The 25,656-nt window shown below is 58.0% G+C and carries 30 protein-coding genes and 1 pseudogene; 21 read left to right on the top strand and 10 right to left on the bottom strand.

Annotated elements, in window-relative coordinates:
- Positions 1-103 precede the first annotated feature (103 nt).
- The 10 genes and pseudogenes from mqnC to P186_RS11960 all read left to right on the top strand — a co-directional run bounded on the left by mqnC (position 104) and on the right by P186_RS11960 (position 8,335).
- Positions 104-1,138, top strand: coding sequence for a cyclic dehypoxanthinyl futalosine synthase (gene mqnC, locus P186_RS11915; RefSeq protein WP_014289758.1), 1,035 nt, complete (start codon positions 104-106; stop codon positions 1,136-1,138).
- Positions 1,135-1,659: a hypothetical protein gene (locus P186_RS11920; RefSeq protein ID WP_014289759.1), complete on the top strand. Its 525-nt coding sequence runs from the start codon at positions 1,135-1,137 to the stop codon at positions 1,657-1,659. Before mqnC ends, P186_RS11920 begins: the two co-directional genes overlap by 4 nt.
- 94 nt (positions 1,660-1,753) lie before the next feature.
- A complete protein-coding gene (locus tag P186_RS11925) occupies positions 1,754-3,517 on the top strand; it encodes a carbon starvation CstA family protein (protein WP_014289760.1) in 1,764 nt (587 codons plus the stop codon).
- Between the two features lie 22 nt (positions 3,518-3,539).
- Entirely contained in the window at positions 3,540-3,788 is a 249-nt protein-coding gene (locus P186_RS11930; protein ID WP_014289761.1) for a DUF7990 family protein, read from the top strand.
- Positions 3,785-4,790 (top strand): annotated as a pseudogene (locus tag P186_RS14685) (ArsA family ATPase). Before P186_RS11930 ends, P186_RS14685 begins: the two are co-directional and overlap by 4 nt.
- Positions 4,787-5,767, top strand: coding sequence for an ArsA family ATPase (locus P186_RS11940; RefSeq protein ID WP_014289762.1), 981 nt, complete (start codon positions 4,787-4,789; stop codon positions 5,765-5,767). Before P186_RS14685 ends, P186_RS11940 begins: the two are co-directional and overlap by 4 nt.
- Complete coding sequence (locus P186_RS11945; RefSeq protein WP_014289763.1) at positions 5,764-6,018, top strand: DUF7990 family protein; 255 nt, start codon at positions 5,764-5,766, stop codon at positions 6,016-6,018. Before P186_RS11940 ends, P186_RS11945 begins: the two co-directional genes overlap by 4 nt.
- A complete protein-coding gene (locus tag P186_RS11950; protein WP_014289764.1) occupies positions 6,008-6,439 on the top strand; it encodes a hypothetical protein in 432 nt (143 codons plus the stop codon). The genes P186_RS11945 and P186_RS11950 overlap by 11 nt, the downstream gene beginning before the upstream one ends.
- A gap of 38 nt (positions 6,440-6,477) precedes the next feature.
- Positions 6,478-7,029, top strand: a complete 552-nt coding sequence (locus tag P186_RS11955) for a class I SAM-dependent methyltransferase (RefSeq protein ID WP_148683049.1) — start codon at positions 6,478-6,480, stop codon at positions 7,027-7,029.
- A 61-nt stretch (positions 7,030-7,090) separates the two neighbouring features.
- Positions 7,091-8,335: an ATP-binding protein gene (locus P186_RS11960; protein ID WP_014289766.1), complete on the top strand. Its 1,245-nt coding sequence runs from the start codon at positions 7,091-7,093 to the stop codon at positions 8,333-8,335.
- Here P186_RS11960 and P186_RS11965 read toward each other — a convergent pair.
- Positions 8,326-9,330, bottom strand: a complete 1,005-nt coding sequence (locus P186_RS11965) for an ABC transporter permease family protein (RefSeq protein WP_014289767.1) — start codon at positions 9,328-9,330, stop codon at positions 8,326-8,328. The genes P186_RS11960 and P186_RS11965 overlap by 10 nt on opposite strands.
- 367 nt (positions 9,331-9,697) lie before the next feature.
- Between P186_RS11965 and P186_RS11970 the strand changes: the two genes are divergently transcribed.
- Genes P186_RS11970 through P186_RS14600 form a run of 3 tightly spaced genes read left to right on the top strand, consistent with a single transcriptional unit; the run spans position 9,698 to position 12,204 of the window.
- On the top strand, positions 9,698-10,033 hold the full coding sequence (locus tag P186_RS11970; protein ID WP_014289768.1) for a hypothetical protein: 336 nt from the start codon (positions 9,698-9,700) through the stop codon (positions 10,031-10,033).
- Complete coding sequence (locus P186_RS11975; RefSeq protein WP_148683050.1) at positions 10,005-12,068, top strand: CARDB domain-containing protein; 2,064 nt, start codon at positions 10,005-10,007, stop codon at positions 12,066-12,068. The genes P186_RS11970 and P186_RS11975 overlap by 29 nt, the downstream gene beginning before the upstream one ends.
- 4 nt (positions 12,069-12,072) lie before the next feature.
- Positions 12,073-12,204, top strand: coding sequence for a hypothetical protein (locus tag P186_RS14600; protein WP_257719873.1), 132 nt, complete (start codon positions 12,073-12,075; stop codon positions 12,202-12,204).
- A 3-nt stretch (positions 12,205-12,207) separates the two neighbouring features.
- Here P186_RS14600 and P186_RS11980 read toward each other — a convergent pair whose 3' ends face one another.
- Positions 12,208-12,399, bottom strand: a complete 192-nt coding sequence (locus P186_RS11980) for a hypothetical protein (RefSeq protein ID WP_148683051.1) — start codon at positions 12,397-12,399, stop codon at positions 12,208-12,210.
- A 573-nt stretch (positions 12,400-12,972) separates the two neighbouring features.
- Here P186_RS11980 and P186_RS11985 point away from each other — a divergent pair.
- Positions 12,973-13,692 carry an MqnA/MqnD/SBP family protein gene (locus tag P186_RS11985; protein ID WP_148683052.1) on the top strand — a complete coding sequence of 240 codons (720 nt, stop codon included), beginning with the start codon at positions 12,973-12,975 and terminating at the stop codon, positions 13,690-13,692.
- Here the strand turns inward: P186_RS11985 and P186_RS11990 are convergent.
- Both P186_RS11990 and P186_RS11995 read right to left on the bottom strand, forming a co-directional pair.
- Positions 13,637-14,371: an ABC transporter ATP-binding protein gene (locus P186_RS11990; protein WP_014289772.1), complete on the bottom strand. Its 735-nt coding sequence runs from the start codon at positions 14,369-14,371 to the stop codon at positions 13,637-13,639. The two genes, P186_RS11985 and P186_RS11990, sit on opposite strands and share 56 nt — an antisense overlap.
- On the bottom strand, positions 14,368-15,513 hold the full coding sequence (locus P186_RS11995; protein ID WP_148683053.1) for an ABC transporter permease: 1,146 nt from the start codon (positions 15,511-15,513) through the stop codon (positions 14,368-14,370). Before P186_RS11995 ends, P186_RS11990 begins: the two co-directional genes overlap by 4 nt.
- 404 nt (positions 15,514-15,917) lie before the next feature.
- Here P186_RS11995 and P186_RS12000 point away from each other — a divergent pair, with 404 nt between their 5' ends.
- From P186_RS12000 to P186_RS12020, 5 genes are read left to right on the top strand one after another with little or no spacing between them, the layout of a single operon-like run.
- Positions 15,918-16,547 (top strand): hypothetical protein, encoded by a 630-nt coding sequence (locus tag P186_RS12000; RefSeq protein ID WP_014289774.1) that lies wholly within the window; start codon positions 15,918-15,920, stop codon positions 16,545-16,547.
- A 1-nt stretch (position 16,548) separates the two neighbouring features.
- Positions 16,549-17,370 carry a hypothetical protein gene (locus P186_RS12005; protein WP_014289775.1) on the top strand — a complete coding sequence of 274 codons (822 nt, stop codon included), beginning with the start codon at positions 16,549-16,551 and terminating at the stop codon, positions 17,368-17,370.
- A 31-nt stretch (positions 17,371-17,401) separates the two neighbouring features.
- Positions 17,402-18,535 (top strand): fucose isomerase, encoded by a 1,134-nt coding sequence (locus P186_RS12010; protein WP_014289776.1) that lies wholly within the window; start codon positions 17,402-17,404, stop codon positions 18,533-18,535.
- A gap of 22 nt (positions 18,536-18,557) precedes the next feature.
- Positions 18,558-19,463 (top strand): 2-hydroxyacid dehydrogenase, encoded by a 906-nt coding sequence (locus tag P186_RS12015; protein ID WP_014289777.1) that lies wholly within the window; start codon positions 18,558-18,560, stop codon positions 19,461-19,463.
- Positions 19,464-19,481: 18 nt separating this feature from the next.
- Positions 19,482-19,820: a hypothetical protein gene (locus P186_RS12020; protein ID WP_014289778.1), complete on the top strand. Its 339-nt coding sequence runs from the start codon at positions 19,482-19,484 to the stop codon at positions 19,818-19,820.
- On the opposite strand, the gene P186_RS12025 is transcribed toward P186_RS12020, so the two are convergent.
- Positions 19,794-20,207: a DUF86 domain-containing protein gene (locus P186_RS12025; RefSeq protein WP_014289779.1), complete on the bottom strand. Its 414-nt coding sequence runs from the start codon at positions 20,205-20,207 to the stop codon at positions 19,794-19,796. The two genes, P186_RS12020 and P186_RS12025, sit on opposite strands and share 27 nt — an antisense overlap.
- Positions 20,195-20,605, bottom strand: coding sequence for a nucleotidyltransferase domain-containing protein (locus P186_RS12030; protein ID WP_014289780.1), 411 nt, complete (start codon positions 20,603-20,605; stop codon positions 20,195-20,197). The genes P186_RS12025 and P186_RS12030 overlap by 13 nt, the downstream gene beginning before the upstream one ends.
- 63 nt (positions 20,606-20,668) lie before the next feature.
- On the opposite strand from P186_RS12030, the gene P186_RS12035 reads away from it, so the two are divergent.
- Positions 20,669-20,905: a hypothetical protein gene (locus tag P186_RS12035; RefSeq protein WP_014289781.1), complete on the top strand. Its 237-nt coding sequence runs from the start codon at positions 20,669-20,671 to the stop codon at positions 20,903-20,905.
- Between the two features lie 61 nt (positions 20,906-20,966).
- On the opposite strand, the gene malQ is transcribed toward P186_RS12035, so the two are convergent.
- Positions 20,967-22,373: a 4-alpha-glucanotransferase gene (gene malQ / locus P186_RS12040; protein WP_014289782.1), complete on the bottom strand. Its 1,407-nt coding sequence runs from the start codon at positions 22,371-22,373 to the stop codon at positions 20,967-20,969.
- On the bottom strand, positions 22,373-22,804 hold the full coding sequence (locus tag P186_RS12045; RefSeq protein ID WP_014289783.1) for a hypothetical protein: 432 nt from the start codon (positions 22,802-22,804) through the stop codon (positions 22,373-22,375). The genes malQ and P186_RS12045 overlap by 1 nt, the downstream gene beginning before the upstream one ends.
- A 104-nt stretch (positions 22,805-22,908) precedes the next feature.
- Here P186_RS12045 and P186_RS12050 point away from each other — a divergent pair, with 104 nt between their 5' ends.
- A complete protein-coding gene (locus tag P186_RS12050; protein ID WP_148683054.1) occupies positions 22,909-23,607 on the top strand; it encodes a transcriptional regulator in 699 nt (232 codons plus the stop codon).
- On the opposite strand, the gene coaBC is transcribed toward P186_RS12050, so the two are convergent.
- Together coaBC and speE are read right to left on the bottom strand one after the other, a co-directional pair.
- The gene (gene coaBC, locus P186_RS12055; RefSeq protein WP_014289785.1) at positions 23,563-24,774 is read right to left on the bottom strand and encodes a bifunctional phosphopantothenoylcysteine decarboxylase/phosphopantothenate--cysteine ligase CoaBC; all 1,212 of its coding nucleotides are present in this window, start codon (positions 24,772-24,774) and stop codon (positions 23,563-23,565) included. The genes P186_RS12050 and coaBC overlap by 45 nt on opposite strands.
- Positions 24,767-25,642, bottom strand: coding sequence for a polyamine aminopropyltransferase (gene speE / locus P186_RS12060; protein ID WP_014289786.1), 876 nt, complete (start codon positions 25,640-25,642; stop codon positions 24,767-24,769). The genes coaBC and speE overlap by 8 nt, the downstream gene beginning before the upstream one ends.
- Positions 25,643-25,656: the final 14 nt, after the last annotated feature.

The raw sequence follows: 25,656 nt of genomic DNA on the forward strand, positions 1-25,656 counted from the left end.
CCTCCCCCACAGTTGCCACGTACGTCACGCGTTTCGCCCTTTTTAAATTTCTGTCAACGTGTGGCTAACTACAAAACTTATAAGATGCACACGACGCCGGTCTGTGGAGTACGGGAGGGGGGATATCGAGAGGCTTTTGAAAGAGGACCTCTGGGCCCTGGGGAGGAGGGCGTATGAGATTCGGAAGAGGCTGTATGGAGACGCCGCAACGTACATCAGCAACATGGTGCTGAACTACACCAACGTCTGCGTGGTGGGCTGTAGCTTCTGCGCCTTCTACCGCCCGCCGGGGCACGGGGAGGCCTACAGCTACACGGTGGAGGAGGCGGTTAAGCGCGTGCTGGCGGTGGACGCGGTCCACGGCCTTAGGCAGGTGCTTATCCAGGGCGGGGTGAACCCCGACATCGGGATTGAGTATTTCGAAGAGCTCTTCCGCGCCCTCAAGGCGAAGGCCCCCCACATAGCCATCCACGCCCTGTCGCCGCTTGAGGTGGAGTACCTCTCCCGGAGGGAGAGGGCCACGTACCGCGAGGTGCTTGAGAGGCTCAAGGCGGCGGGTATGGACACCATGCCGGGGGGCGGCGGGGAGATCCTCGTGGATAGGGTGAGGAGGGGGATCGCGCCTAGGAAGATAGACAGTGCCACGTGGCTGAGGATTATGGAAGAGGCGCATAAACTCGGCATCTACACCTCCGCCACCATGATGTACGGCCACGTAGAGACACTGAGCGACATAGCCGAGCACATGTACAAAATCGCAGAGCTACAGAAAAAGACAGGTGGCTTCATGGCGTTCATTGCCTGGAACTTCGAGCCTGGGACGAGCGAGCTGGGTCGGAAGATCCCCTACCCTAAGACCTCCGCGACGCTTCTCAGGATGGTGGCCGTGGCCCGGATAGTTTTCGAGGGGCTGATTCCCCACATACAGGCTGGGTGGCTCACCACGGGGCCCGAGACGGCGCAGCTGGCGCTTTACTTCGGGGCGGACGACTTCGGCGGCACTCTGTACGAGGAGAAGGTGCTGGAGTGGAAAAGGGCCGAGGCGCCCATTGACAGGCGGGCCGACGTCGTCAATATCATCAAGTCGGCTGGGTTCACCCCGGTGGAGAGGGACAACTGGTACCGGCCGGTGTCGTGACCCCCCTCGACCTGATAATAGCGCTCGTACTGTTGATAGGTGGGTGGTACTCCGCCTCTCATCTAGCGGCCCGCTTGTTCAACGCGAGGGCGGCGCGTCGTTGCCAATGCGAGGTGGTGAGGAGCATTGGAAACCCGGCCTCGCTCTTCCTCGACTTAAACTGCGGCGGCGTCAAGCTGGAGCTCCTAATAAACAGATTGCCGTGGGACAACCCCATAAACCTCGCCGCCTCTGTGGTGGCGGGTAGGAGGCCCTACGCCCTAGTTAGGTTTAAGACGAGCCGCGACTTGGGCGTCTTCGACGCGTCGAGGTCGGGGGGAGGCCGGAGGGTAGGCAACTACTATCTTGTCAACACGTCAGGCCCCCGCGAGGTGGTGGACAGGGCGCTGGAGCTCGCCGACAGCCTGGGGGCGTGGCGCGTGACTGCGTCTAACCACCTCGTCCAGTTGCTGTTTCCCTACGTGGACTGCCGCCGCGTGGTGGAGGCCTCGCTGAAATTTTACAATGGTCTATCATTATAAATTCTGAATTTTGGCTATAGTTAAAGTTTGTAAAACCGCAGAGTAACAAGTTTAGGCTAAATGAATTTTTATTAATGGCAAATAGACGTACCACATGCTCGACACTCCAGCACCCTACGTCCTGTTAGGTTTAATACTGTATTTTTTGACTTTCCGCTTCTACGCAAGGTGGATTGATAAAAAGATCTGGGAGACCGACCCCAACAGGCCTACGCCGGCGAGGATGTACTTCGACGGCGTGGAGTACTTCCCCGTCTCTAAATACGTCCTCTTTGGCTACCAGTTCAAGTCAGTGGCGGCGCTCGGCCCCATCGTGGGGCCTCTAACCGGTGTGTTGTTCTTCGGCTGGGTGCCCGCCCTGCTCTGGGTGATCTTCGGCAACATGTTCATAGGCTGGGCCCAGGACTACTCAGCCATGATGATGTCGGTGAGAAGCGAGGGCCGCTCCATGGGTCCCATTACCTACAAACTGCTGGGAGACAGGGCGAGGAAAATCCTCCTCGTCTATCTCATCTTCTACCTAATAATTATCACCGCCGTGTTTGAGTGGGTTATCATAGACGTGTTAAACAGAGTGCCCGGCACCTTCACGGCAGTCCTCTTCGTCCTCTTCGGCGGTGTTGTCTTCGGCTACTTGATATTCCAGAGGCGCATGGACGTGTTGGTAGCCACCGCGGTAGCCCTCCTCATTGTTTTAGTTGGCTACTTCACTGTGGCGCTGGTCCCCGCGGTGAGGCAGCCAGGCACCAACTTCTTGGACAGTCCTGACTTCTTCAAGACCTATAACTTCGATCCCAAGCTCACGTGGCCAGGCACCGCCACCGTCCTCTTCTGGCTAGTGATACTTTCCATACTGTACTACATCTCGGCAATTACGCCGATGCCTAGGTTCCTACTCCCAACGGTTTACGTGGGGTACCTACCGTCTATAATTGCCTTGGTGTTGGTGTTGCTGGCGGCGATATTCAGCCCCTTGACCGGCCTCACCATAAAGCAACAGTCCTTTACGTCTCTCTACGTAGATCCGCTGAAGAACCCACAAGGCGGCCCCCTGTGGCCCATACTATTCGTCACTATAGCATGCGGCGCAATCTCCGGCTGGCACAGCCTCGTATCCTCCGGCTTAACTTCTAAACAATTGGAGTACGAGACAGATGCCCTGCCGGTCGGAGGCGGCGCCATGATGACAGAGGGCGCGGTGGCGCTCTCCTCAATCGCCGCAATTATGGTTTTGTCGCAACCTCCCGCTGGGGCCGCCGCCTATGTGCAGGGAGCCACGTTATTAACTGGTAGCCTCTTGAAAGTACCCGACGTGTACATGAATATCCTATACGGTATATTTGTCACTGTTATGGGTCTAATAACATCAATGCTTTTCGTGAGAGTTTTTAGGCTCATCATGGCTGAGTTATTTGAAGAAAGCCCGCTGGGCAATAAATACATATCGCCGATAGTAATATTGATACTTGCAGGCTTCCTGGCGTTAGTCGGGAGCTGGACAAATCTATGGATCTTTTTCGGAGGGACCAACCAGCTACTTGCCGGTCTAGCCCTGTTGCTAGTTGCCATATTCCTTAGCAGTGTAAAGAAGCCCAGCGCATATGTATTCATCCCGGGCATATTCATGGCGATTACGACGCTGGCCGCCCTCGCCTGGGAGACCTACGTCTACGCGCTCTACGCCATTAACAACAAGCCCATCGGCGTACAAGCCGCAGCCGCGAAGCTCTACGGCCAGGGCTTGGTACAGGCGTCTAACCTCCTGTCGGCGGCATTCGGCGCACTCCTTCTGGTGCTGGGCGTAGTGATGACCTACTACCTAATAACGGGCTGGGCTAAATACAGAGCAAACAAATAAATACAGAAGTAGCATAGAAACCATGGGTCTTCTAGATAGGTTGAGGGAAGTGGTCGAGGGCCTCACGGTACACGGCCAGTCGACGGCAATATTGAAGGTGAAGGCGCAGATAGACAACTTATTCATGATCATCACCCTGGGCGACATGTTGGGGATCCCCATCCTGCCGCCTTACTACTCCATGAGGCTTCTGCCCTACGTCTTTCCAAATATCCAGAACTGGAAGAGGTACATGCTGAGGGAGAGGGACTTCACCGACTTAGTGACATGAAGGGGCTTTCTGGCCTACTGCAGGAGAACCCCAGCCTGAGGGTGTTTATCTACGCGGGTAAGGGGGGTCTTGGGAAGACCACGCTGAGCGCCGCCACGTCTCTAAAACTCTCGTCTATGGGCAAGAAGACGCTGGTCTTCAGCACAGATCCCCAGGCGTCGCTTAGCGACGTGTTTGAGCAGAACGTCTTTGGGAAGGGGGAGGTGAAGCTGGCGGATAATCTCTGGGTGATGGAGATAGACGCTGATAAGAAGATCAACGAGTACGTATCCTCGATAAAGAAGAAGATTATCGACATGTACCGCCTCGACGCTCTGCCTAAGGATATTGAGGAGTACATCGACAGCGCGGCGGCTGAGCCTGCCATGTACGAAAGCGCGGTGTACGACGCCATGGTGGACGTGGTGTCAGAGGGGAAGTATGACTACTACGTCTTCGACATGCCCCCCTTTGGGCACGGCATCAGGATGATCGCAATTGCAGATGTGTTGAGCCAGTGGGTTGAGAAGATTACCGAGTTGAGGAAGCAGGCCTACGAGTACGGGAGGGTGGCGGCGTCTCTAAAAAAGGCAGAAGCTGACCTACGAAGACGAGATATTGAATGAGCTGGAGTACATTAGGGGGCGCATCGTCAAGTTTAGAGACATCATCATGAATACGAAGACCACGGCGTTTATGATGGTCATGACACCTGAGCGGATGACTATTGTCGACACGGAGAAGGCACTGGAGATGTTCGACTCCCTGGGGCTTAAGCTCACCGGGATTGTCCTCAACCAGGTGTACCCCCCCGACCTCGCCAAGCGGCCGGACGCGCCTGCCTACATCAAGAGGAGGGTGGAGGAGCAGAGGAAGTACGTAGCGGAGATTGTGGACAAGTTTGGCAAATACCTCGTAGCTGTGATACCTATGTTGAACAGGGAGCCCAAGGGGCTGGAGGTGCTTAGAGGCGTTGCTGAGGAGCTCTGGAAGCCTTCGAGGAGGGTGGAGGAGTACCTATGAAGCAGTTGCTGGGGCAGAGGATTAAGTTCCTCTTCTTCGGCGGCAAGGGCGGCGTGGGTAAGACTGTCGTCGCGGCCGCCACGGCGCTGTACCTAGCCGAGGTGGCTGGGGAAAAGACGCTACTCGCCAGCTTCAACCCTGTGCACTCCCTCTCTTCTGTATTTGGACAGGACTTGTCTGGGGGGGTGGTTAAGGAGGTGGCGGGGGCGCGCAACCTCTGGGCCGTGGAGGTGCAGTACGACGACATTGTGGAGAGGTACAAGACGAGGATCACCACGTTGCTGAGGGAGATGCTTAAGATGGCCGAGCTCTCTGTGGACATCAAGCCGCTGGTGGACATCGCCACGACTAACCCGGCGTTTCACGAGGCCGCCGCCTTCGACAAGATGATGGACGTTGTCCTGAAGGAGGGCGCCAACTTTGACAGAGTTGTTTTCGACATGGCGGCGGTGGCCAACGCGGTGAGGCTCATCGGCTTGTCTAAGCTCTACGGCGCGTGGCTTCAGAGGACTATTAAGATGAGGATGGAGACCCTGTCCCTAAAGGAGCAGCTGTCATTCCGCAAGGATAAGGTAAGGCAGGAAATTGAAAGGGACCCCGTGCTCCACGAGTTGCAAGACCTCTACCAGAGGTATATGAAGGTCCGCGCCGTGTTGACCGACCCGGCCGCCACGCGTTTTGTCTTCGTGACGATACCCACTGTGCTGTCGATCTCCGTGGTGCAGAGGTTTATTGAGATGGTGAAGGCCTACGAGATACCGTTCGGCGGCGTGGTGGTGAACATGGTAATCCCCAGGGAGGAGGCTGAGAGAGACGCCACCGGCTTCCTAAAGAGTAAATACGACGAGCAACAGAGAAATCTCGAGCTGGTTAGGCGCTCCTTCGCGCCCCACATCCTGGCCTCCGTGAGGCTCTTTCCCGAGGACATAGTGGGGCTGGAGAGGCTGAGGCAGTTTATGAAGGAACTTGTTTCATGAGGGCCGTCCGGGACTTCCTCTTCGGCCTCCTCTTCCTCGACCTCTACAGAGAGACGGCGAAGCTCCACCGGGAGATTAGACTTCTGCTGGAGATCCTCGTCTTCGGCGACTTTGTGGGTATACCCTTCTTGACGACTTACTACTCCCTGCGCCTCCTGCCCTACGTCTACCCAACCTTCTCCGAGCTTAGGAGAGAGGCTGTGAAGGAACACGACATTTTTGACCTGCTGGGGGAGTACCATGCACACTGACTACAGCTGGCACGCAATCGCCGTGGGGAACCGCATCCTCGGGCTTTACAACTTCATCGTTCTGACGGCCCCGCCGAACTGGCGGCTTGTCATAATGCCGATGGCCTCCGACGTCTTCCGCCACAGGGAGGTAGACGGAGTAAAGTGGGTGAGGGACGGGGAGGTTATGCACTTCATAAAAGACGGCGCAGAGGCGTACACCCTAAAGATCAAGGCGAGGCCGGGCAGGAAGGAGGGGCGGGGCGTCCCCATAACCGTAAACGGCCACCCCGGCCACTACGCGGTGGAGGAGCGCGGGGGGAGGCTGAACCTCACAGTGCAGTTCTACTGCGACCACACGGATAGGACTCTGAAAATCACCATAGAGGGGCTGAGAGACCTGTCGGCGCTTCAGTACATCACACACAGCCGTTGCCACTAGTTTAACAAAGCTTTTTAACCACAGAGGGATTGGAGGCGATGGAAATGGAGACCTTCGGCGGGGGCACAGCCGCGCTTTACAACGTCTTGGTGGCTATGCGGCTTTTCCACTGGGCCTACGGCCTCGCGGCGAGGAGAGTCGCGGAGCTAGCCAGCCCCGGGGCGTGTGTGCTGGAGATAGGCCCGGGGGTAGGCGAACTGCTCAAGGCGCTGGAGCGCAGGGGGTACCGGGTGGTGGGGGTAGACGCCTCCCCGCCCATGTTGAAATACGCGCAGAGGAGGGCGCCCGGCGCGTCGGTGGCCGGGGTCAGCTTCAAGATGCCGGCGAGAGAGGCCGCCTTCGACGTCGCGGTCGCCCTCTTTACGGTGCACCACTGGGGTGACCACGGCCGCTCTGTTGCGGAGGTGTGGAGAGTGCTCAAGCCGGGGGGCTACTTCCTAGTCGTAGAGGTCGACCTCAAGAGGATGCCCCTAGCCGGGTCCCACGGCTGCACCGAGCAGTGTCTAAGAGATGTGCTGGCCACACACTTCGCAGTGGCTGTGGAGAGGAGATTCCCCCTACTCATAGGCGTCGGCAGAAAGGCGGGTTAGCCCCCTTATCTGGTTCCCTAAAAAACACCAGAGTTTATAAACACCTGGTTCTCTACTGGATGTGGATATTGTGGACGTCCTCCGCTACTTCGCAGACTTCAACATACCCACGTCTCTGAAGCCGCGGGAGTTGAAGGTAGAGGAGATGCCGGGGAAGGCCGTGGTCATCACGGGGCCTAGGAGGGCTGGCAAGACCTACTACCTCTACTGGCTAATGTCGCGGCGCGGAGGTATCTACGTAGATTTCGAGCACCCCCTCTTCGAGGGGTTTAAGCCAAGAGACGTAGAGGTGCTCGTCGAGGCGCACGCGAGACTCGGCGGGCCGAAGGCGGCTTACCTCGACGAGGTTCAGACGGTGGAGGGGTGGGAGAAGGCCGTGCGGTACCTGCTAGACAGGGGCTACTCGGTGTACGCAACTGGCTCCACCTCGGCGCTCCTGGCGGGCGACGTGGCTAGGGAGATGAGGGGCAGGGGGTTGACGTATCTACTCCTCCCCCTCAGCTTCAGGGAGTACCTCCACTTCAAGGGCATCGACCCGAGGCCCGACCTCGTGTGGAGGCCTGAGAGACACGCCGTCGCCAAGTTGCAGGAGGAGTACCTCAAGTTCGGGGGCTTCCCCGAGGTGGCCCTAGGCGGAGATCCCTACAGGCTGTTGAAGGAATACCTCCTTACAGTCGTCGTGAGGGACGTGGCCGATCGACACGGCGTGAGGAACAGAGCCGCCCTCGACGCGGTGGTTGCCTACGTCTTGAATAACTACGGGAGGTACCTGACCTACAGTTCGCTACACCGCCTGCTCAAGCAGAGGGGGGTCACCAAGAGGACTGTAATAAACTACGTCAAGTATCTGGAGGAAGCCTTCTTCCTATTCCAAGTCAAGAGATTTGCAAAGTCAACTAGAGAGGCGGAGGCCGCGCCGCGCAAGATCTACCTAGTAGACACAGGCTACGGACTGCTGGGCCGTAAAGACCCGAGCCGCGACTTGGAAAACGCTGTGTTTCTCGAACTACTCCGCAGAGCCCTAAGCTCCTCGCCCCCCGCCGAGATATACTACGCCGCGGGGGAGAAGTGGGAGGTCGACTTCCTCGTAACAGTGGGGGGACAGCCTGCGGAGGCCGTGCAGGTAGCCGCGGAGCTACACGAGGAGAACATGGAGAGGGAGGTGGAGGCGCTGGCCCGCGCCGCGAGGCGCCTAGGCGCGAGAAAAGCCACAGTGGTGACCCTCCACCAAGAGGCCAAGCTGGGCAAGGTGGAGGTGAAGCCCTTCTGGCGCTGGGCGCTGGAGGGCTGGAACCCCTACTCGTAGCGGAGAGCCGCCGCTGGCGACAATGCGTAGAGGCGCCTCAGCGCGGGCAGAGACGCCAGGGTAGAAGAGGCCAGGAGCACCGCCGCGGGAATGCCGACGCTCAGAGCGGGGTCCAAGCCGGAGCTAGCCGCGGCGGCCAGGGCAATGGGGACGCCCGTCAAGACGCCGGCGGCGACGGGGGTGAAGAAGAGTAGCGAGACAAGTCCCAGAAGGCCCCGCTTCTTCAAGCCCAGCACTCTCAACACGGCGAACTCCTTGAAGTGGAGGAAGTAGAGGGTGGTGGATAAGGTGTATATTAACGCCGCGACCGCGGTCACCACACTCACCGCCACGAGGCCTGCGGCCGCCAGATACACCAGCAACTGCCCCCACAGCGCAGAGATAACAAAGTCCGAGTCCATCACAGCGGCCTTGGGGAACAGCGCCCTAAGCCCCTCTAGACAGTTGCCTCCCCCAGCTTTACGGAGGACCAAGGCGCCGTACCTCCCCACGCCCAGCACAGACCTATCCACATAGACGTCGGCAGAGAAACCCATGAGGGAGAACATACGCGTAAATGTCGAGTTTACAAAAAGCCTAACGAGGCGCCCCTCTACCTCCAGCATAACGACGTCCCCCCTTTCAGCCACTAGGCTAAAGGCCGTAGCCGCCGCGCCCGATGCGCCCATCACGCCGCTTGGCACGGCCCCCACCACGACGCCGCGCCTAGTGCCGTTGGGGAGCACCAAAACCCCCTGGAGGAAAGAAACGCCATACCCCTCTGAAAAACAGCCGAGAGACAAAGCCCTGGCCAAGTCGCCCTCCGTAAAGTCGCCGCCCGCCACCACCACAGTACCGGCGCCCAGCTGGGCTCTCAAATCCTCCCCCAGCCTCCCCCCAACAGACCAAAACGCCACCACAGCCACAGACGCCAGAAACCCAAGCAGAGACAAAACATACAATGCCGCAACTGACCCCCTTCTCTCCCTCAAATATATTTGATAGAGCGACAACACAAAGAAATGAAAACCAAATCTTTTAAAGAAATCTAATGCATAGCCAAGTTTTCAAAAAGAAAAAAAACACCTAGTCTTTGAAACAGAGTCTTAGAGGCAGATAAGAACTGGACCTATTTGGAAGCAAATCCATCCACAGCCAACTCCCTCAATGCATACGAAATTTGGCTGTACGTTTCCAGCCAGCGCTTGGCCGGCCAGTAGCGTCGCTCCTAGCATTAGTGCGGGTGCAAGCTTTGCGGCGGTTTCTAGTCTTCTTATCTTTTTTAACGCGTTCATGAAACCATGACTATCTGTTTTTTAAAGATTCACCATTTTTTTGTAATACTTTTCCGCTAAGTTTATAAAGCCACATTTTCCGCCTTATGTGTTAAAAGGCTTAATTGCGGGGCTTGCGGTATTTGCAGTAAACGTTGTAATAGGTGGATTTAAACTAGAGTCGGTAGGCGGAGGGTTCCTCTATATACTGCTGGGGGTTATACTAGACCTAGCGCTGGGGAGGAAGGGAGGCTTGTTAATAGCCGCAGTGGGATTCGCCATAACCACATCACTGTTTATACTGCCGCTCCTCTTAGGCATTGGAAAAGTCGAGGTGGTCGGTATGGATCCAGCCACTGGCCTAGTTCTATTTACAGCTGTAAACGCTCTTTACTGGGCGGTGTTTTACGGCGTGTATGAACTCGCGGACAGGTATCTGCGTTAGCCTACTACTACTGCTCGTGCACCTCGCCGCGGGTCAGGCGGTAGCAGGCGCCTCGGACACCGCCGTCGTCTATTTCTATTACAAATGGGCCGAGCCCCCGCAGCAACCCGGGGGGCCCGGGGTCGTTGAGGTGGGGTTCTACACAAAGACAAAGCTTGTAGATCTATCTGTTGCGCTGATCCCCAGGTGTGGCTGGGTGAGGCCTCTGGAGGCGCACCGGGCGCTGGAGGCGGGGCCCGGCGCCGCCACGGCGCGTCTCGTAGTGGCCGTAGAGTGGCTAAACGCCACCTGTCCAGCCGCTCTTGTCTGGCGGTGGAGGTTTACAGAGCCCGGGCTGGGCCAGGGCGGGGAGCATATAGAGCACGTCGACATATACGTGCCCGCTGTTCCCGAGGCAGAGGCGTGGATCAGCGGCACAGCCGTCTACGGACTGCCCGCCGCCGTGAACCTCACCGTTGTCCTGAGGGGCGCTCTCGGAGGGGAGGCCAGGTTAGAGGGCTCCGGGGCGAGGGTTCTGTGGCCTGGATCGGCCGTGGCGCTGAGGCCGGGAGTCAACATAATTCCTCTGAGACTCGTCGCCGAGAGCTACACGCCCACGGTGAAGGTGGCGGTCAACGCCGCCGACGCCGCGGGGAGGTTCTACACAAGAGAAATCCACCTCCAAATACCTGTGGCTCCCCCGCCCGCCGTCCAGCTCCAAGCCGATCGGCCGGCCCTCGCGCCGGGGACGCTTAACTACGTAAACGTCACTGTGGCGGTGCCCAGCGGCGCGGACGGCGTGGCCTATCTAACCGTCGCGGGGGGTTCCGCCAGCAGAAGCATATACGTCATAGAGGTGAGGGGCGGGCTCGGGAGGGGGGTGGTAGACGTGGTGCCCACCTCCCAGACGGTGCAGCTGAGGGCCGAGGTGTACTACACAATTGGCGGGGTGCTGAGGCGTGAAGAGGCGGTGCTCACCCTCGCCACGACTCCAGCGGCGGCGATGGCGAGAGTCTCCGCGGCGCCCGGCGTCTTGGTGAGAGGCGTGGTTAACAACGTAACGCTGTCCATCACCGCCCCCGGCGCCTTCAACGCCTCGATATACCCCGAGGGAGCCGCCTCCGCAGGCCCCACCCCCCTCACCGTCAGCGGGGTAAACGAGGCCAGGGCGGTGGCTAGGCTCATCCCACAGGGGCAGTCGGTGAGGCTTAGGGTAGTCGTGTCGTCGCAGAGGTGGAGCGAGGAGCACGTGGTGGAGCTCCCGGTGGTGGGCGGCGAGGCTTTCCTCATACTTCCCTCCAAATCTGCGGTGGCCGCGGGGAGGGGCGACGTGGTACCTATACGCATCTACTACATAGGCAGAGCCAGCAGGATAGAAGCCTACGTGGTGATCACCTCTAGATACTCCCCACCGCTCCTCCAGAAGGTAGGGCTCGTCCCGGGCGGCTACGCCGTGGTGAACTACACCGTAGACGTCCCCCTAACGGCGGCGGGCCCCGTGGAGATCACCTGCGACGTCTACTACACCACGCCGGAAGGCTTCGGCGGACAGGAGAGGAAGATCGTGGAGCTCGCCGTAGTAAGAGAACCCCGCGTGAAGATCGCCTCCATCGACGTGGCCCCGAGAAACCCAGAGGCGGGCCGCCCAGTCTCCCTCGCAGTCACGCTCCACAACTCAGGCTTCGCCACAGCCTACAACGTGGAGGTTAGAGTGTCCGCGCCCGGCGCCGCGGCGATAATCGGAGAGTCATACCTCGGCCAGATACAGCCACAGCAATCCACAGCCACCTCGCTCCTCCTCAACGCCACAGCCCCGGGCAACTACACGGCGGTGATACAGCTCAGATACATGGACGAGGCGGGGCAGATCTACACAGAAAACGCAACCGTCACCCTAGCCGTGAAGAGCCGCGCCCAGCCCCTAGGCGAGGCGGCGAACCCCGGCCCAGGCCTGGCGGCACTGGCGGCGGTGGCGGCGGCGCTGGTGGCGGCGGCCGCAGTAGCCAAGAGACGCGGCCGCCAGAAGACCGGGCCTGTAAAGAAGAGTGGCGACTAGAAAAATGAGTCGGAGGCCATGCGAGGTGTCTCTAGAGGCTTTGAAACACCTCCATGGGGGCGCTATACTAGATATGCCTCTCTCCGGCTCAGCCGCGTCAAGCGCAGAAACCGGCAATACCTGCTTTGCTGAATAGCTTCTATAGGAAACCTAGTAGCATGTGTTGCCGGGAATGCGCCGGGTTACTCCCCTCTACGCGGCCTATTCCTTGCTCTGCGGCGTGTGCTGATTTTATCCACAGCATGAATATGTTTACTATGAGTGGGGACAGCACCGCACTGCCGTGTCTTATAAGGGCCGGGTACATATGTCTATCAGCGCGGCAACACATAGTTATCTAACACGAAAACTATATAAGGAAGCAACTTAGTGCTAAGACGTGAGGTGTCATAATGTTCTGGCCCTGGGTATCCTTTTTTTAGCTATGTTTCTACTTGGACTTCTCTCTGGTAATATATATCGCTCAAATATGTCGTTTTACTCTGCATTGGGCCTATTATTGGTAGGAGTGACAGCGGTAGTTTTATATTTCACACTAGATTTCAGAAGAGGAGTATTTTTTAGATGTAGGGGATCTATTGAATCTATCTTTGCTATCGGTGCCCTGTGGGTGATTGGTGTGGTATTATCGTGGTTGGCGCTATTTAATGATTTAGCTCTACTTCGCTTTGTGTCATTTACATTGCTCATATTCTTCTTAGCGTTTGTGATGCTATCTGTGCCATTGATAATTTATATCAAAATAAAGACAAGGAACCTAAAGGAAAAGTAGAATACATTTATTTTTACTATTTGCTATTTTTTCTATTGTTTTCTTTTTCCTTTTTACGGCTTAGTTTCTGTGTTGAATTGCTTTTTGAGGTGTTTCAACTCAATAGTAATATAGGGGTGTTTCTGTGGAGGTGTGCGCGTCGTAAGGATTCGCTATGTTCACAGCGAGCCGCTGTTCTGGAGGGCTAGGGTAGAGGTGGTCGAGGCGGGGAACATCGAGGCCGCTAGCTACGTGGCTGACGGCGTCGCCGAGATGGGGTTCGTGCCGATTACCCTGGCGGCTGAGCTTGGGCTCCCGGTCGTGCCGCGGCTGGCTATATACAGCGTGGGGCCTATAATATCGGCTAGGCTCTTCCGGGGCAGGGGTCCGGGCGGCTACTGCGCGGTGTCGGATACCACGGTCAGCGCGCTTGTGTTGCGGAGGTTGCTTGGCTACAGCTTCACGAGGGTGGAGGATCCGTGGAGGGCGCTGGAGGAATGCGGCGGCGTGTTGGCTGTGGGGGACGAGGCTTTGAAGATGGCCGACAGAGGCGTGCCCCACATCGTCGACGTGGGGGAGCTCTGGTGGAGCCGGGTGGGATCGCCCCTGTTCTTCGCCGTGTTGGTGGCGAGGAGGTGGGGCCCCGAGGCCGAGGCGGCGGTGGCAGAGATGGAGAACTCCGTCGCGGCGTTTTACGAAAACCCGGCCCCCCTCGTGGAGGCGGTGGCGAGGAGGCTGGGGGTTAGGAAGGAGCTCGTTGAGGAGTACTTCATGAGGTCGCGGTACCTGGTGGGGCCGGGGGGCAGGGAGGCCATGGCTAGGGAGGCGGAGCTCCTCGGCCTCCCGCCGCTGAGGTTTGTCGAAGCGCCTTGACGAAGGCCTCTTCTAAATTCGCCGCGCCGTACCTCGCCGCAAGATCGCTTGGCCTCCCGCTGTCTATAACCACGCCGTTGTTGACGAAGTACACGACGTCGCACAGCGTCTCCACCTCCAGCATGTTGTGGCTTGAGTACAGCACGGCGGCGCCCCTGGCCTTCTCCCTCACAAGCTTTCGAATCTCCACCGCGTGTACCACGTCCACCCCGGCGGTTGGCTCGTCCAGCATGAGGACTCTTGCCCCCACGGTGAGGAGAGCCGCCACGACGAGCCTCCGCTTCATCCCCTTGGAGTAGGTCTTCACCTTGTCCTCCACGCGGGGGCCGAGGCCGGAGATCTCCACAGCCTCCCCTACGTTGTCCACGCCGTACAGGCCGTGGATAAATTCAATAAAGGCCCTCCCGGTGAGGTTGTCGTAGGGCAGAACCTCCTCCGGCAGATACGCCAGCCACCTCTTCACCTTTCTAAACTCGGGCGAGTCCGTCCGGACGCCGAGGACCTCGGCGAAGCCCCCGTCTGGCTTGATGAGGCCCGCCAGTATCCTCAGCGTCGTGGTCTTGCCGGCGCCGTTGGGCCCCACGAGGCCCGCCACCGTGCCCTCTCCCACCTCCAGCGACAGCCCCCTCAGCGCCTCGACGCGGCCAAACCTCTTCACCAAGCCGACCGCCCGTATCATCGCCTCGCCCTCCCCAGGACGAGGTACTCCGCTGTGACGGCCCTGGCAACTACCAGCGCCACAGCCGCCGCCAGGGCCCAGTCCAGCGCGAGGTATACATACGCCCTCTCCCACTCGCCTTGCAACACGGCGTAGGCCACCACAAGCGGGTGGACAAAGGGGTAGGCCTCCCAGCCCTCCACGGACCCGAACAGCGCCGCGAGCGAGGGGATCAACAGCGGGAAGACCACCAGGGGCACGACGCTCTGGGCTGTCTTCACGTCGTCGGTCTTGGTAGCGGCTAAGAAGGCGAGGCCCAGGAGGGCTAGGGCCAGCGCCAGGGAGGACAGAGCCACGGCGGCTACCAGCTGGGGACTCGGCGCGAAGCCAAGTTCAAAAGCCTCCCCAGACGGAGGCGGCGAGGCCGCCGCAGCGGCGGCGATGTTGGCCATGTAGATAAAGAGCCCCGCCGTCATGACCCCGAATTGTACAATGGCCAGCAACAAGGTGCTGAGGAACTTCGCAGTGATGAGCGCCGTGGGGGTTACGGGCGTCGACAGTATGAGCTCGAAGGTTCGCTTCTCCTTCTCCATGCCGATGGACACAGCCGCCGTTGAGGCTATGATCAGTGGCACAATAAACATGAAAATCCACGACATGAGAAACAAGCCGAAGACTGCCCCGACGTCGCGGTCTGTCAGCACGCGGCGCCCCATGTAGACGTACAGCCTGGGCTCCATGAGGCGCGGCGGGACGCCCACCTCCTCGGCCAGCTTCGCCGCGGCGTTTTGGAGCACGTTCGGCGGGGCCAACGCCATGAGCCCCCGGTAGCGGATATAGACGGGTAGCCGGGCCGGCAGTGAGAAGTTGCCGGGGATCACCACGACGTAGCCGTACCTATCCAGCAGATCAGGTGAGAAGCTGTGGTATATTTCGCCGCCCATGGCGCGTAGTATTTCTGCATACCTCTCGCCGAGGGGGGTCGTGCCGTTGACCACAACGGCGAGTTTCTGCGTAGTGGCCTGCGCCGTCTTAACCACAGCCCCCATCGCATACCCCATGGCGATAAGCACGGCGAAGCCGCCGACAAGAGAGGCGAGGAAGTACCGCGACGACAGCACCTCCCCCAAGTCTTTCAAGACAAGCGCAGCAAACGCGCCCACAAACCCCACACCCCCTAGGCATATATACATTCAAGCCTTACACAACTGTCGCGGCGGTACGTAGAAAATTCACCCCACTCCACGAGGCACCTAATGGCCACCTGGCTAATCGGCCCCCCAGCCCCGCCGATGCCAACCGGTGGCTAAGTCTGCTATGAGATACAGAACACGTCTACCTTATGCCTAGGGCCTTACACCAATGTACTTCACGGCTTCTCTACTTCATTACAACACCAACCCGTTACGGAATAACCGCAAGAACCTATACATATCGCCTTAACAGCATGCTTATGCCCCGAAAAATTGCAGTACCAATTTGTTCTACACATCATTTTCGACACTAGCTAGATTATATATATAAATTGTCTAAAGCAAACTAAATAAAAGGTTATGTGTTGTTCACTATGCTACACCCCAAAATCCTCAAAACCGAAATCGTGATAAGTGTAGCACTTCTTGCAGTAGTGATGTCGCTCACATTTAGTGTTAAGATGTTGTGCGCGGCTGGCGCATGCGATACCGAGGATTTCTATCCGTCTTCCTACATCCTGTACAAGAGCAGTTATACAGACTCGACCGGGAAAAAAGACGTTATATATTCACACTATCAATGGAGTAGTAAGTCAAAATATTTCCAAAGCGGGTACTGGTTTTCATTTGATTACTATAGAACTGTGAGCTGTAGTGACGGGACAGACAAAGACGTCTACGACTTCTTTAATGCATCAACTAACCTGCCCGCTCCAGTTAGAAAAGACATAGAAGAATGGAATCCTTGGAATCCCATATGTTACATAGTTCCGCGGCTTTGTAATGAAGAAGCAGAGATCGGGACTGAAAGCCCGCAGAATATCCAGTTAAATACATGGTATTATCTACATGTGTATTTCAATGTCAAGAGAGAGGAAAGCTACGGCATGCGTATTGAGCCAGAAGTGGAAACCGCAGGTGGAACGACTACCACTACTTCTTTCTGGGAAGATTGGTGTCTGCTAGCGTGTTACAATACAAGGGCTGGCTCAAGTGGGTGGTAATATGAAGGCGAAGATATTACTAGCCGTTGCCCTGACCCTCGCCATTGCCGTGGTCGCCATCTACGCCGGCAGGCCTAGTGTGAAGGAGGGTAAGGTAACTGACGAGTTGGGAGAGAAACACGAAATTGTTATTGCCAATTCGTACGTCCTCATAAAACACGGCCCCAGTGCTCATCAGAGAGATAGAGATTTTGACAAAATGATGGCTTATGTAGAAGCTAGACAGAAGTCGTGGGAGCGGTGGAGGAAGCTGGTGGAAAAGTACGGGAACGAGACGTACAAGGCTTACGTGGTGCCGTGTAGGTTATATACCGTGGAGGAGTTTGCCTCGTTTGCCAAAGAGCTAGGCATTGTCGAGAATATAGTAGAGATCATATTATATGTGTATTACAAAAACGGCACATATCATGGAATGGGATTCAGCGCTAAGAATGGGGACAATTTCAACGCTTGGCTGAAGTCGGCAGAGAGGGGGGCCCTTACCTCTGCAGGTCACTACATTCTATTCCTACGGTGGGTAAAAGAGAACAACGGTACGTTGCCTCCAAATGCCACGCCGCCGTTTGGCGTAGCTGAGGCTTTGGAGGTGGGGAAGTCGGAGGCCGAGGTGTATATCGGCGCCTTTGTAGTTGAGGCCCCGCTTAGGGAGCTTTACCAACTTTCTAAAAAACCGCAGATTTTAATAGTCGACTTGCCGCTTGACCTCATTTGGAAATATAGAGAGGAGGGCTACCAGGTAATTGTAAAGCGGGTCACATTCGGCGACGTATATCTCATAGAGAAGAAAAACCTCTGTCCTGAGGGGGCCGGGAGAGGGGGGTAGAGAATTTTTAATAGGCGGCGTTTCTTAAACCATGGCGTATCTGCTGTCCTCCTCGCTTCATGAAGAGTTTGCAAAAAGGGTTGAGCAGTACGTAAGGCAGTACGTGGGGGAGCTGAGGGATCCAGCCGCCGCCTCTGGCGAGAAGTTTCCCCTAATTATACACGCGACTGGGGGCACCACACCCTCAGCGGTGGAGCTGGTGTCGAGGGCAGGGGCGCGGGGCGCCGTGCTTGTGGGCTTCGGCGAGCACAACAGCTTCGCAAGCCTCCTCCACACCAAGGCGGAGCTAGAGGCGATGGGGTTGCCCGTTGCGGCCTTCCACTGCCCCAGCTACAAGGAGTGTGGAGACGTCTTGGCCAGGGCTAAGAAGGTGGCCGAGGCGGCTTCGGCGCTGATCGGGGCGAGGGCGGTTTTGATAGGCAACGAGACGCCCCAGGCGAAAATCCTCCGGGAGAGGTTCGGCTGGTCTGTGGAGGTGATCCCCCTGGACAGGTTCGAGGAGCTTGTAGACTCCTCCCCTCCAGACGGCGAGGCTGTCGAGGTGTTCGGCGACGTGCAGATTGCGAAAATCACCGCGGCGCTCCGGATGGCGGGCAGAGGCGCCGACTTGGTGGCGATCCAGTGCTTCCCCTTCCTCATGAAGAGGAGGCTCACCCCCTGCCTCGCACTAGCCCTCCTCAACTCCAGAGGCGGGTTGGTGGCATGCGAAGGCGACCTGGCCTCCGGCTTCGCCATGTTGATGTCGAAGAGGCTCACCGGCTACAGCGGGTGGATTGCTAACGTCGTCCGCGGCTCCGGCCGAGAGGCGGTGTTTGCCCACTGCACCATCTCCCTCGACATGGTGAAGAGCTGGAGGGTTATGCCCCACTTTGAGTCCGGCTACCCCCACGGCCTCTCCGGGGAGCTCAGAGAGGCGGTGTACACGGTGGTCTCTGTGGCGCCTAGGTTCAACAGGGCGGCTGTGGGGGTGGCCGAGGTGGTTAAAAGCGGCAACTTTATGCAAGAGGCGTGCCGCACCCAAGCCGCGGTGAGGTTCGGCAGAGATCTACGTCTAGAGGCCGAGGCGCCGGCAAACCACCACGTCTTCATGCCGGGGGACGTGGCGGAGGAAGCGGAGGCCGTGTTCAAACTCCTCTCAATCCCCACCACCCGCTACCTAGTTTAAAAATAGCCGGTCTTCTCCAGCCATGGAGCTGTACGTCAATTTTGAACTGCCCCGGGAGGCGGAGGAGGAGCTGGGGAGGTATTACAAAATTGTGAGGGGTGGCGATTTGAGCAACGTCGAGGTGGCGTTTGTCAGCAGGATAACCGCAGAGGAGCTGGCCAAGATGCCGAGGCTGAGGTTTATACAAGTGGTGACAGCTGGGCTTGACCACCTCCCGTGGGAGAGCATCCCGCCCCACGTCGTCGTTGCGGGAAACGCGGGGTCTAACGCAGACGCGGTGGCCGAATTCGCCATGGCTCTGCTCCTCGCTCCCTATAAACGCGTGGTGCAGTACAGCGAGAAGATGAGGCGTGGGGACTACAGACGGGACTTGCCTATACCCCTCATCCACGGCAGGAAGATCGCCGTGCTGGGCCTCGGGGAGATCGGCACAAGAGTGGCTAAGATCCTCGCCGCCATGGGGGCGGAGGTGTGGGGCTTCTCTAGAACGCCGAAGGAGGGGCCGTGGCGCTTTACCAACAGCCTAGAGGAGGCGCTCCGCGGCGCGAAGGCTGCGGTGTGCGCACTCCCCCTGAACAAATACACGAGGGGGATGGTGAAGTACGAACACCTCGCCCTCATGGCGGAGGACGCCGTATTTGTAAACGTCGGACGCGCCGAGGTGGTGGATCGCGAGGGGGTTCTGCGCATACTGAAGGAGCGCCCCAGCTTCATATTTGCAAGCGACGTCTGGTGGGGGAGGAGCGACTTCGCCAAAGACGCCGAGTTCTACGCCTTGCCCAACGTCTACGCGACGCCGTGGGTCGCCGGTGGCTACGGCAACGAGGAGGTGTGGATGCAGATGGTGAGAGAGGCGGTTAGGAACCTCATCACCTACGCCAGAGGCGGCGTGCCCAGAAACATCGCCAGGAGAGAAGACTATATATAGACGGGTGCATTTGGAGATATGAGCAAGGAGGTGATCTACTTCATGTTGCACTCAGAGGTGCTGAGGCTCCTCGAGGAGATGGGGCAGAGGAGGCTCGCCCTGGAGGTGGAGAGAGCCGGCATTAGCCACGACATATACGACTTCCTCGACAGGGCCTTCTCCATGTACTACGCGGAGTACGGCGGGGTGAACTGCCGGTGGCTTAGAGACGCCATACGGCAGGACTGGGAGAGGGTGACGAGGGTTGTCCTGCCGCAGCTCTTGAGGCAGTACGCCGCTGGCGTGGCGCCGCGGACAACAGCCCGCGGAGAGGCCGCCGGCGAACGTCTGTTAAGGATCCGCTCCGCGTCTTCGTAACTCCTCTACTATTTTCACAGCCAGCTTAGCCACCTCTCTGTATTCCCTATCCCTTACAATTCTCTTCACCACAGCGGCGTCCACGGCGCCGTATTGGTGTACCACAATATTTCTAAACCTCACCACGGCTCTGTACCTCTTAAACTCGTCCTCGTCTATAACTCCCGCGGTCCTCAGCTTCACGCCGGCGTCGATATAGCCCTCCACCTCCATGCCAAGCGCCGCCGCCGCCTTAACGGCTATGTCTATGAGCGCCTGGGCCTGCGCCTGGAGCATGTAGACAGCTGAGAAGAACTTATACACATCGTCGAGGTCCTCAACTTTCACGTTGTCGAGTAGCGACGTGTAGTACAGAAGGAGCTTAAGTATCCTCTCTACTGCGCCCATTTCCTCATCACGGCCTTTATCTGTGTCTCTAAAAGCTCAAGCTTTTCCGAGTCGATCATAAAGTCGAAACAGGGATACAGCAACCTAGATCTAATTTCTAGAAACTCGTCGAGATTTCTGAAATAGAGAACTCTGCCCCGACCCAGCACGTCTATTATAAGCGAGCACGGGAGGCTCTCGTAGCCGTTTAGAACCACCAGATCCACGTCCTCCTCCCTGACCCCGAGAAATCTAGCCAAGGCGTACAAAAGATCCACGTCCCTATCCACGTCCTCTAGCCAGACCCCGATATCCCAATCACTCTTCACAGCTCTCCCCCACGCCCTCGAGCCGAACAGCACAGAGAAAACTACAGAAAACTCCCTCCACGGGAAGAGGCGTAGCTTTTCAATATCCACCTGAGAAACTAAGGGCTGGTAATAAATATTGAAATGCTTTTATAGTGGTTTTTGGTGCGTGGCGTGGAGCCCGACGTGACAGCCGCCATGTTGCGCCGGGTGGAGGAGCTACAGCGCCTCGCGGACAGCATAGCGGAGCACCACCCCTACTGGCCTGCGTTGCACTTCACGCTTCAATTGCTCAGAAGGCTTGTGGAGAAGTGGCACGAGGACTTCAGCGGGGAGGAGTACGAAGAGCTGACTTGGCTGGCTGAGAAGGTGCTGGACAGCGTCAAGAAAATTCAGCCCCGACAGGAATGACATCACCAGTCAGGGGCGGCACACATCTTCACACAAAATCCCCGGGGCAGGCTTTAAATACTCAACGCCCGTAGAGCCGGGCTAGGCTCCTCAGCCTCCTCCACTGGCGTGGCTCCGGTTGCTTTGCCATCCTCCAGCGCCAGTTGCCTCCAACTGTGCCGGGGCGGTTCATCCTCGCCTCGGGGCCCAGCCCCAGCACGTCTTGCATGGGGACAACGGCCACGTCTGCGACGGACATGTAGGCCAGCTTTATGAAGCACCAGTTGACCGCCTCTCTGCAGTTACTGTACTGCCGGAACTCCCGCCGGGCCCGGGGGCTTGCCTCTTGGAGATACCACCCCACAGCGGTGTTGTTGTCGTGGGTTCCAGTGTACACCACGGAGTTTTTCACATGGTTGTGGGGCTTGTGGGGGTTTGCCGGGTTCCCGTCCCAGGCGAATTGAAGCACCCTCATGCCGGGGAGGCCCAGTTCGTCTCTCAGCGCCTCCACGTCGGGGGTTATGTAGCCGAGGTCCTCCGCAATGAGCCTTCCCAGCTCCACCGCCGCCGAGGCGGCGTCGAAGAGCCTCTTCCCCGGCGACGGGGCCCACCTCCCCCTCGCAGCCGTCGTCTCTCCCCCGGGAATCTCCCAGTAGGCCAGGTACCCCCTGAAGTGGTCAAGCCTCACGTAGTCGAATACCTCCAGCATGTGTCTCAGCCGCTCCACCCACCATCTGTAGCCGTCACGCTCGAGGGCCTCCCAGTTGTAGACGGGGTTGCCCCAGAGTTGTCCCGTGGCTGAGTAGTAGTCCGGCGGCACGCCGGCGACGTAAAGAGGCTTGCCGTCATCCCCCACTTTGAAGTACTGTCTGTACCTCCACACGTCTACGCTGTCTACGCTGGGGTAGAAGGGGAGGTCGCCGATGAGGAGGATCCCCAGGTCGTTTACATACTGCTTAAGTCTCTCCCACTGGCTCCAGAAGACGAACTGGGCGAATTTATACAGCTCGACGAGGCGGCGCGGCGGCGCCTCATCCGGCCAGCGGCCCCACGGGCCGTGCCTCTCTCTCATCGCCATGTAGTATGCGTAGTCCTCCAGCCAGGGGGTCTTGTCCACGAAGTTTCTATAGTCGCTGAGGGCCCTCGCCTTTTTAAGCGCCTTCTCCAAGACGGCCCTCTTGACCTCCCACGCCTTTACGTAGTCCGCCCTCTCAGTCGCTGGGCACTGCGGCGCCTGGTCGACTAGGCCGTCTTTCTTCATGAGGTCTAGGCTTATGAGGACGGGGTCGCCGGCGAAGCTCGACACAGCGTTGTATGGAGAGTTTTCGTACTCGGGCAGGGTGTGGTTGATGGGGAGCGTCTGCCAGTAGGTCTGCCCGGCGTCGGCTAGGCCCTCGGCGAATTTATACGCCTCGGGCCCCAGATCCCCCACGTAGCAGCCCCCGGGTAGGGAGGTTATGTGGAGGAGGATCCCCGCCCCTCTCAGCATTACAGAGTGAACTCTACGACGCCGCTGGTGGTGGACTCCGCCAGTACCTGTTCATCGATTTCAATGTAGTACTGAACCTCCGCCGTATACACCACGTTGTTTCCCTCCTCGCCGCTGGGGGTCTTGGGGATCTGCGCCTCCATGACGGCGCGGCCCTTCGTGTCGCCTCCCTTGAGAAGGGGGATCTCGAGTCTCGCCTTGATAGAGTCCCCCTCCGTCTTGACGTCCCACTTCTTCTCGCCTAGCTCGAGGCCGTAGTCCGCCGCGTATATCTGGACCAGCTTGTTGAAGTTTGACCCAGACTCATCCAGCACCACTGTCATGCCCGCCTCGCGGGGCCACCGCTCCAACTTTTTTACCCTGGCCTGCTCGTCGGCTCCCTTGGAGATCTTTATCGGAATCTCCATCTTCCGGTCGTAAACCCTGTACATAAGGTGGTCCCCCACTTAGGTTTATAAATAATGCTTCCCCCAAGCCCTGAGAGTTTCATGTGAAATGTGTGTGGAGGTTTTTAAATAGGTGTGGTGGTTTGTACGTGTCTTTAGAGCGGATTTTGTCGGCGGTGAGAGCTTTGATAGCGAAGGAGCTGGTGGGCGGGGGGCTGAGTGTCAACGAGACTGCTAAGCTACTGGGCTTGACACCTGCTGCGGTTTCGATGTATTTGTCAGGTAAGCGGGGGGGCGAGCTTGTAGAGGAGCTGGCGAAGGACGAGAGGGTAATGGCGCTTATTAAGAGCCACGCCGCCGCTTTCCTCGACGCGGCGAGGAGGGGGGTTAGGGGGCCTGTGGATCTGACGGAGCTTGCGAAGGTGGTGTCGAACATTTTGGCGCAGAAGTCCCCAAAGGAGCAGCTGGAGGAGTTGATTCGGGCTAGGATCCGCCTAGAGCAGGAGACTGCCACCAGGGCTATGGCGTATTCATACAAGGTGCGCAACCCCCTCATAAGGGCGTTGTTTATGCAGATCGCCTCCGACAGCCTTAGACACGCCGAGATCTTGACTATGATTCTAGACTACCTGGCGGGGAGGCTTAAGGCTGAGGAGGTCGATTTAGGGGAAGAGGAGCTGGAGGCATTGGCCGCGGAGGAGGGGGCGATGAGGGAGAGCATAGCCGAGCTCTACAGAGTCGGCGATCCGGTTCTGCGGGCGTTGATACTCTCTATCGAGCTGGATGAAAATAAGCACTTTCAGTTAGTGAAGTCGTTGCAGCTCGCCGCGGGCCAGGGTAAGCACTAGCCGCGCCAGCTCCCGCTTGTGTCCGGGGCCTATCTCCCTCACGCCGCCTCGCTTGTCAATGAGTATGTAGTGGTCTTTCAAGGTGCCGAAGCCCATCTTGGAGACGTCGTGTGCCAGGGCGAAGTCCCAGCCGCCGCTTTCCATCCTAGACCTGGCTCTCTCCACAAGCTCCTCCCGGCTGACGTTGTGCTCAGCTTTGAAGCCTATGACTACCGCGTTGGGGTTTAGCCTCTTGACCTCTTGGGCCGCCTTGGGGGCCTGCCTCAGGGTGATGTGGTAGTGAGTTAGGGAGCTGTCGATTTTTCCCCTGGCTTTCTCCTCTACGTAGAAGTCTAGGGGGGCGGCGGAGAAGATGAAGAGGTCGTGTTGCCGGGCCCGGTCCACAACTGCTTGGTGCATCTCGAGGACAGATGTGACTCTCACCACATCTACTCCGGGGGGCGGCTTAATGGAGGAGGGCCCGAGGACCAGCGTGACTTTTGCCCCGCGGGCCGCCGCCTCCCTGGCGAAGTAGTACCCCGTCAAGCCGCTGCTCGGCGTGGTTATGTACTTAACGTCGTCTATGTGTTCGTGGGTGGGTCCGGCGGTTACAAGCACCCTAACGCCGGTGTAGTCGCTGGGTGCCGTCGCGTCGATGACGTATTCAACCACCTCCTCTGGCGGGGGGTACTTCGCCTTGCCCTCCTCCACGAGCGGAGGGACAACCACGGCCCTCTTCCCGAGCCTCTCCACCGCCTCTCTCACCGGCGTGGAGTTCCACATCGCCAGGTTCATGGCGGGTACCACCACCGTTTTCGCCTCCGCCGCGGCTAGGGCGCATGTCAATGCGGCGTTGTCTGCGATGCCGAGGGACAGCTTGGCTAGGGTGTTGGCGGTGGCTGGCGCTACTAAAACGACGTCGGCTTTGGCGCAGATCTCGACGTGTTCCGCGGCGCCCGTGAGCCTAACCACCGGCTTCCTCCCAGTGGCCCACCAAAATAGGTGGGGCGATACCAGCCGCGCGGCTTTTGGAGTCATGAAGGTGTAGACGTCGGCTCCGTGGCGGATCAGTAGCCGCGCGACGTCGATAGATTTGTAGAGAGAGACGCCGGAGGATACCAAGAGTACGACCCTCTTCGCCTTCAGTAGCTGGCTGTATGTCCCTCTAATCGCCTCTACCTCAGACACGGTTTATTTTCCTAAACACGGGCATGTTCATAAGCCCGATGTGCGTCCTCCCGGTGTAGAACAGAGTTTTGACCCCCCTCTGGGAGAGCCTCCTGTCTATCTCGTCTGCTGTGAGGGACTTGGGGTCGTGCACTAGGGAGCCTATTATATAATTCACCGCGTAGCCGAAGGCCGGTATCCACACGTTGTACTCAGCCACGATGGGGAAGTTTTCTCTAACTGCGTTTAGAACCATGTCGTATGCCTCTGGGAAGAAGAAGCTGTTTCCAGCCTGGGTGACGACAACGCCCTCATCTCTCAATATTCTCTTTATCTTGTTGAAGAAGTCGGGGGTGTACAGTTGCTTTGCTATGTCTGAGCTGTAGGGATCGGTGAGGTCCATGATCACTACATCGAATTTCTCGCCCCGACGCAGGGCGTTTTCTACATATACAAAACCGTCCTCAATCCTCACTTCTGCCCGGGGGTCCTCAAAGGCTCCCTGATGCATTAATGGTAGGTATTTCTTGGATAGCTCCACCACGTCGCCGTCGATATCTACCATAACCGCCCTCTTGACTGTGCCGTGTTTAAGCACCTCGCGGAGCGTCGCCCCCTCCCCCCCGCCTAGTATCAAGACGTCTTGTGGAGACGGGTGGGTGGCCATGGCTGGCTGTACCAGCGCCTCGTGGTAATACGCCTCGTCTTTGTATGTAGACTGGATGTAGCCGTCGAGCACCAGCGCTGGTCCGTAGTCCTCGGTCTCCACTATGAGGATTTCCTGATATTTAGACTTCTTGGAGGCGTATATCGCGTTTATCTTAATTAGGAGTGAGGTGTTGCCGCTGAGGGGCTCTAACAGAGTGACGGGCCCGGCTACTGTAAACATGCCTCACACACCTC

Origin of the sequence: Pyrobaculum ferrireducens (assembly GCF_000234805.1) — an archaeon.
GTDB classification, from domain to species: domain Archaea; phylum Thermoproteota; class Thermoprotei; order Thermoproteales; family Thermoproteaceae; genus Pyrobaculum; species Pyrobaculum ferrireducens.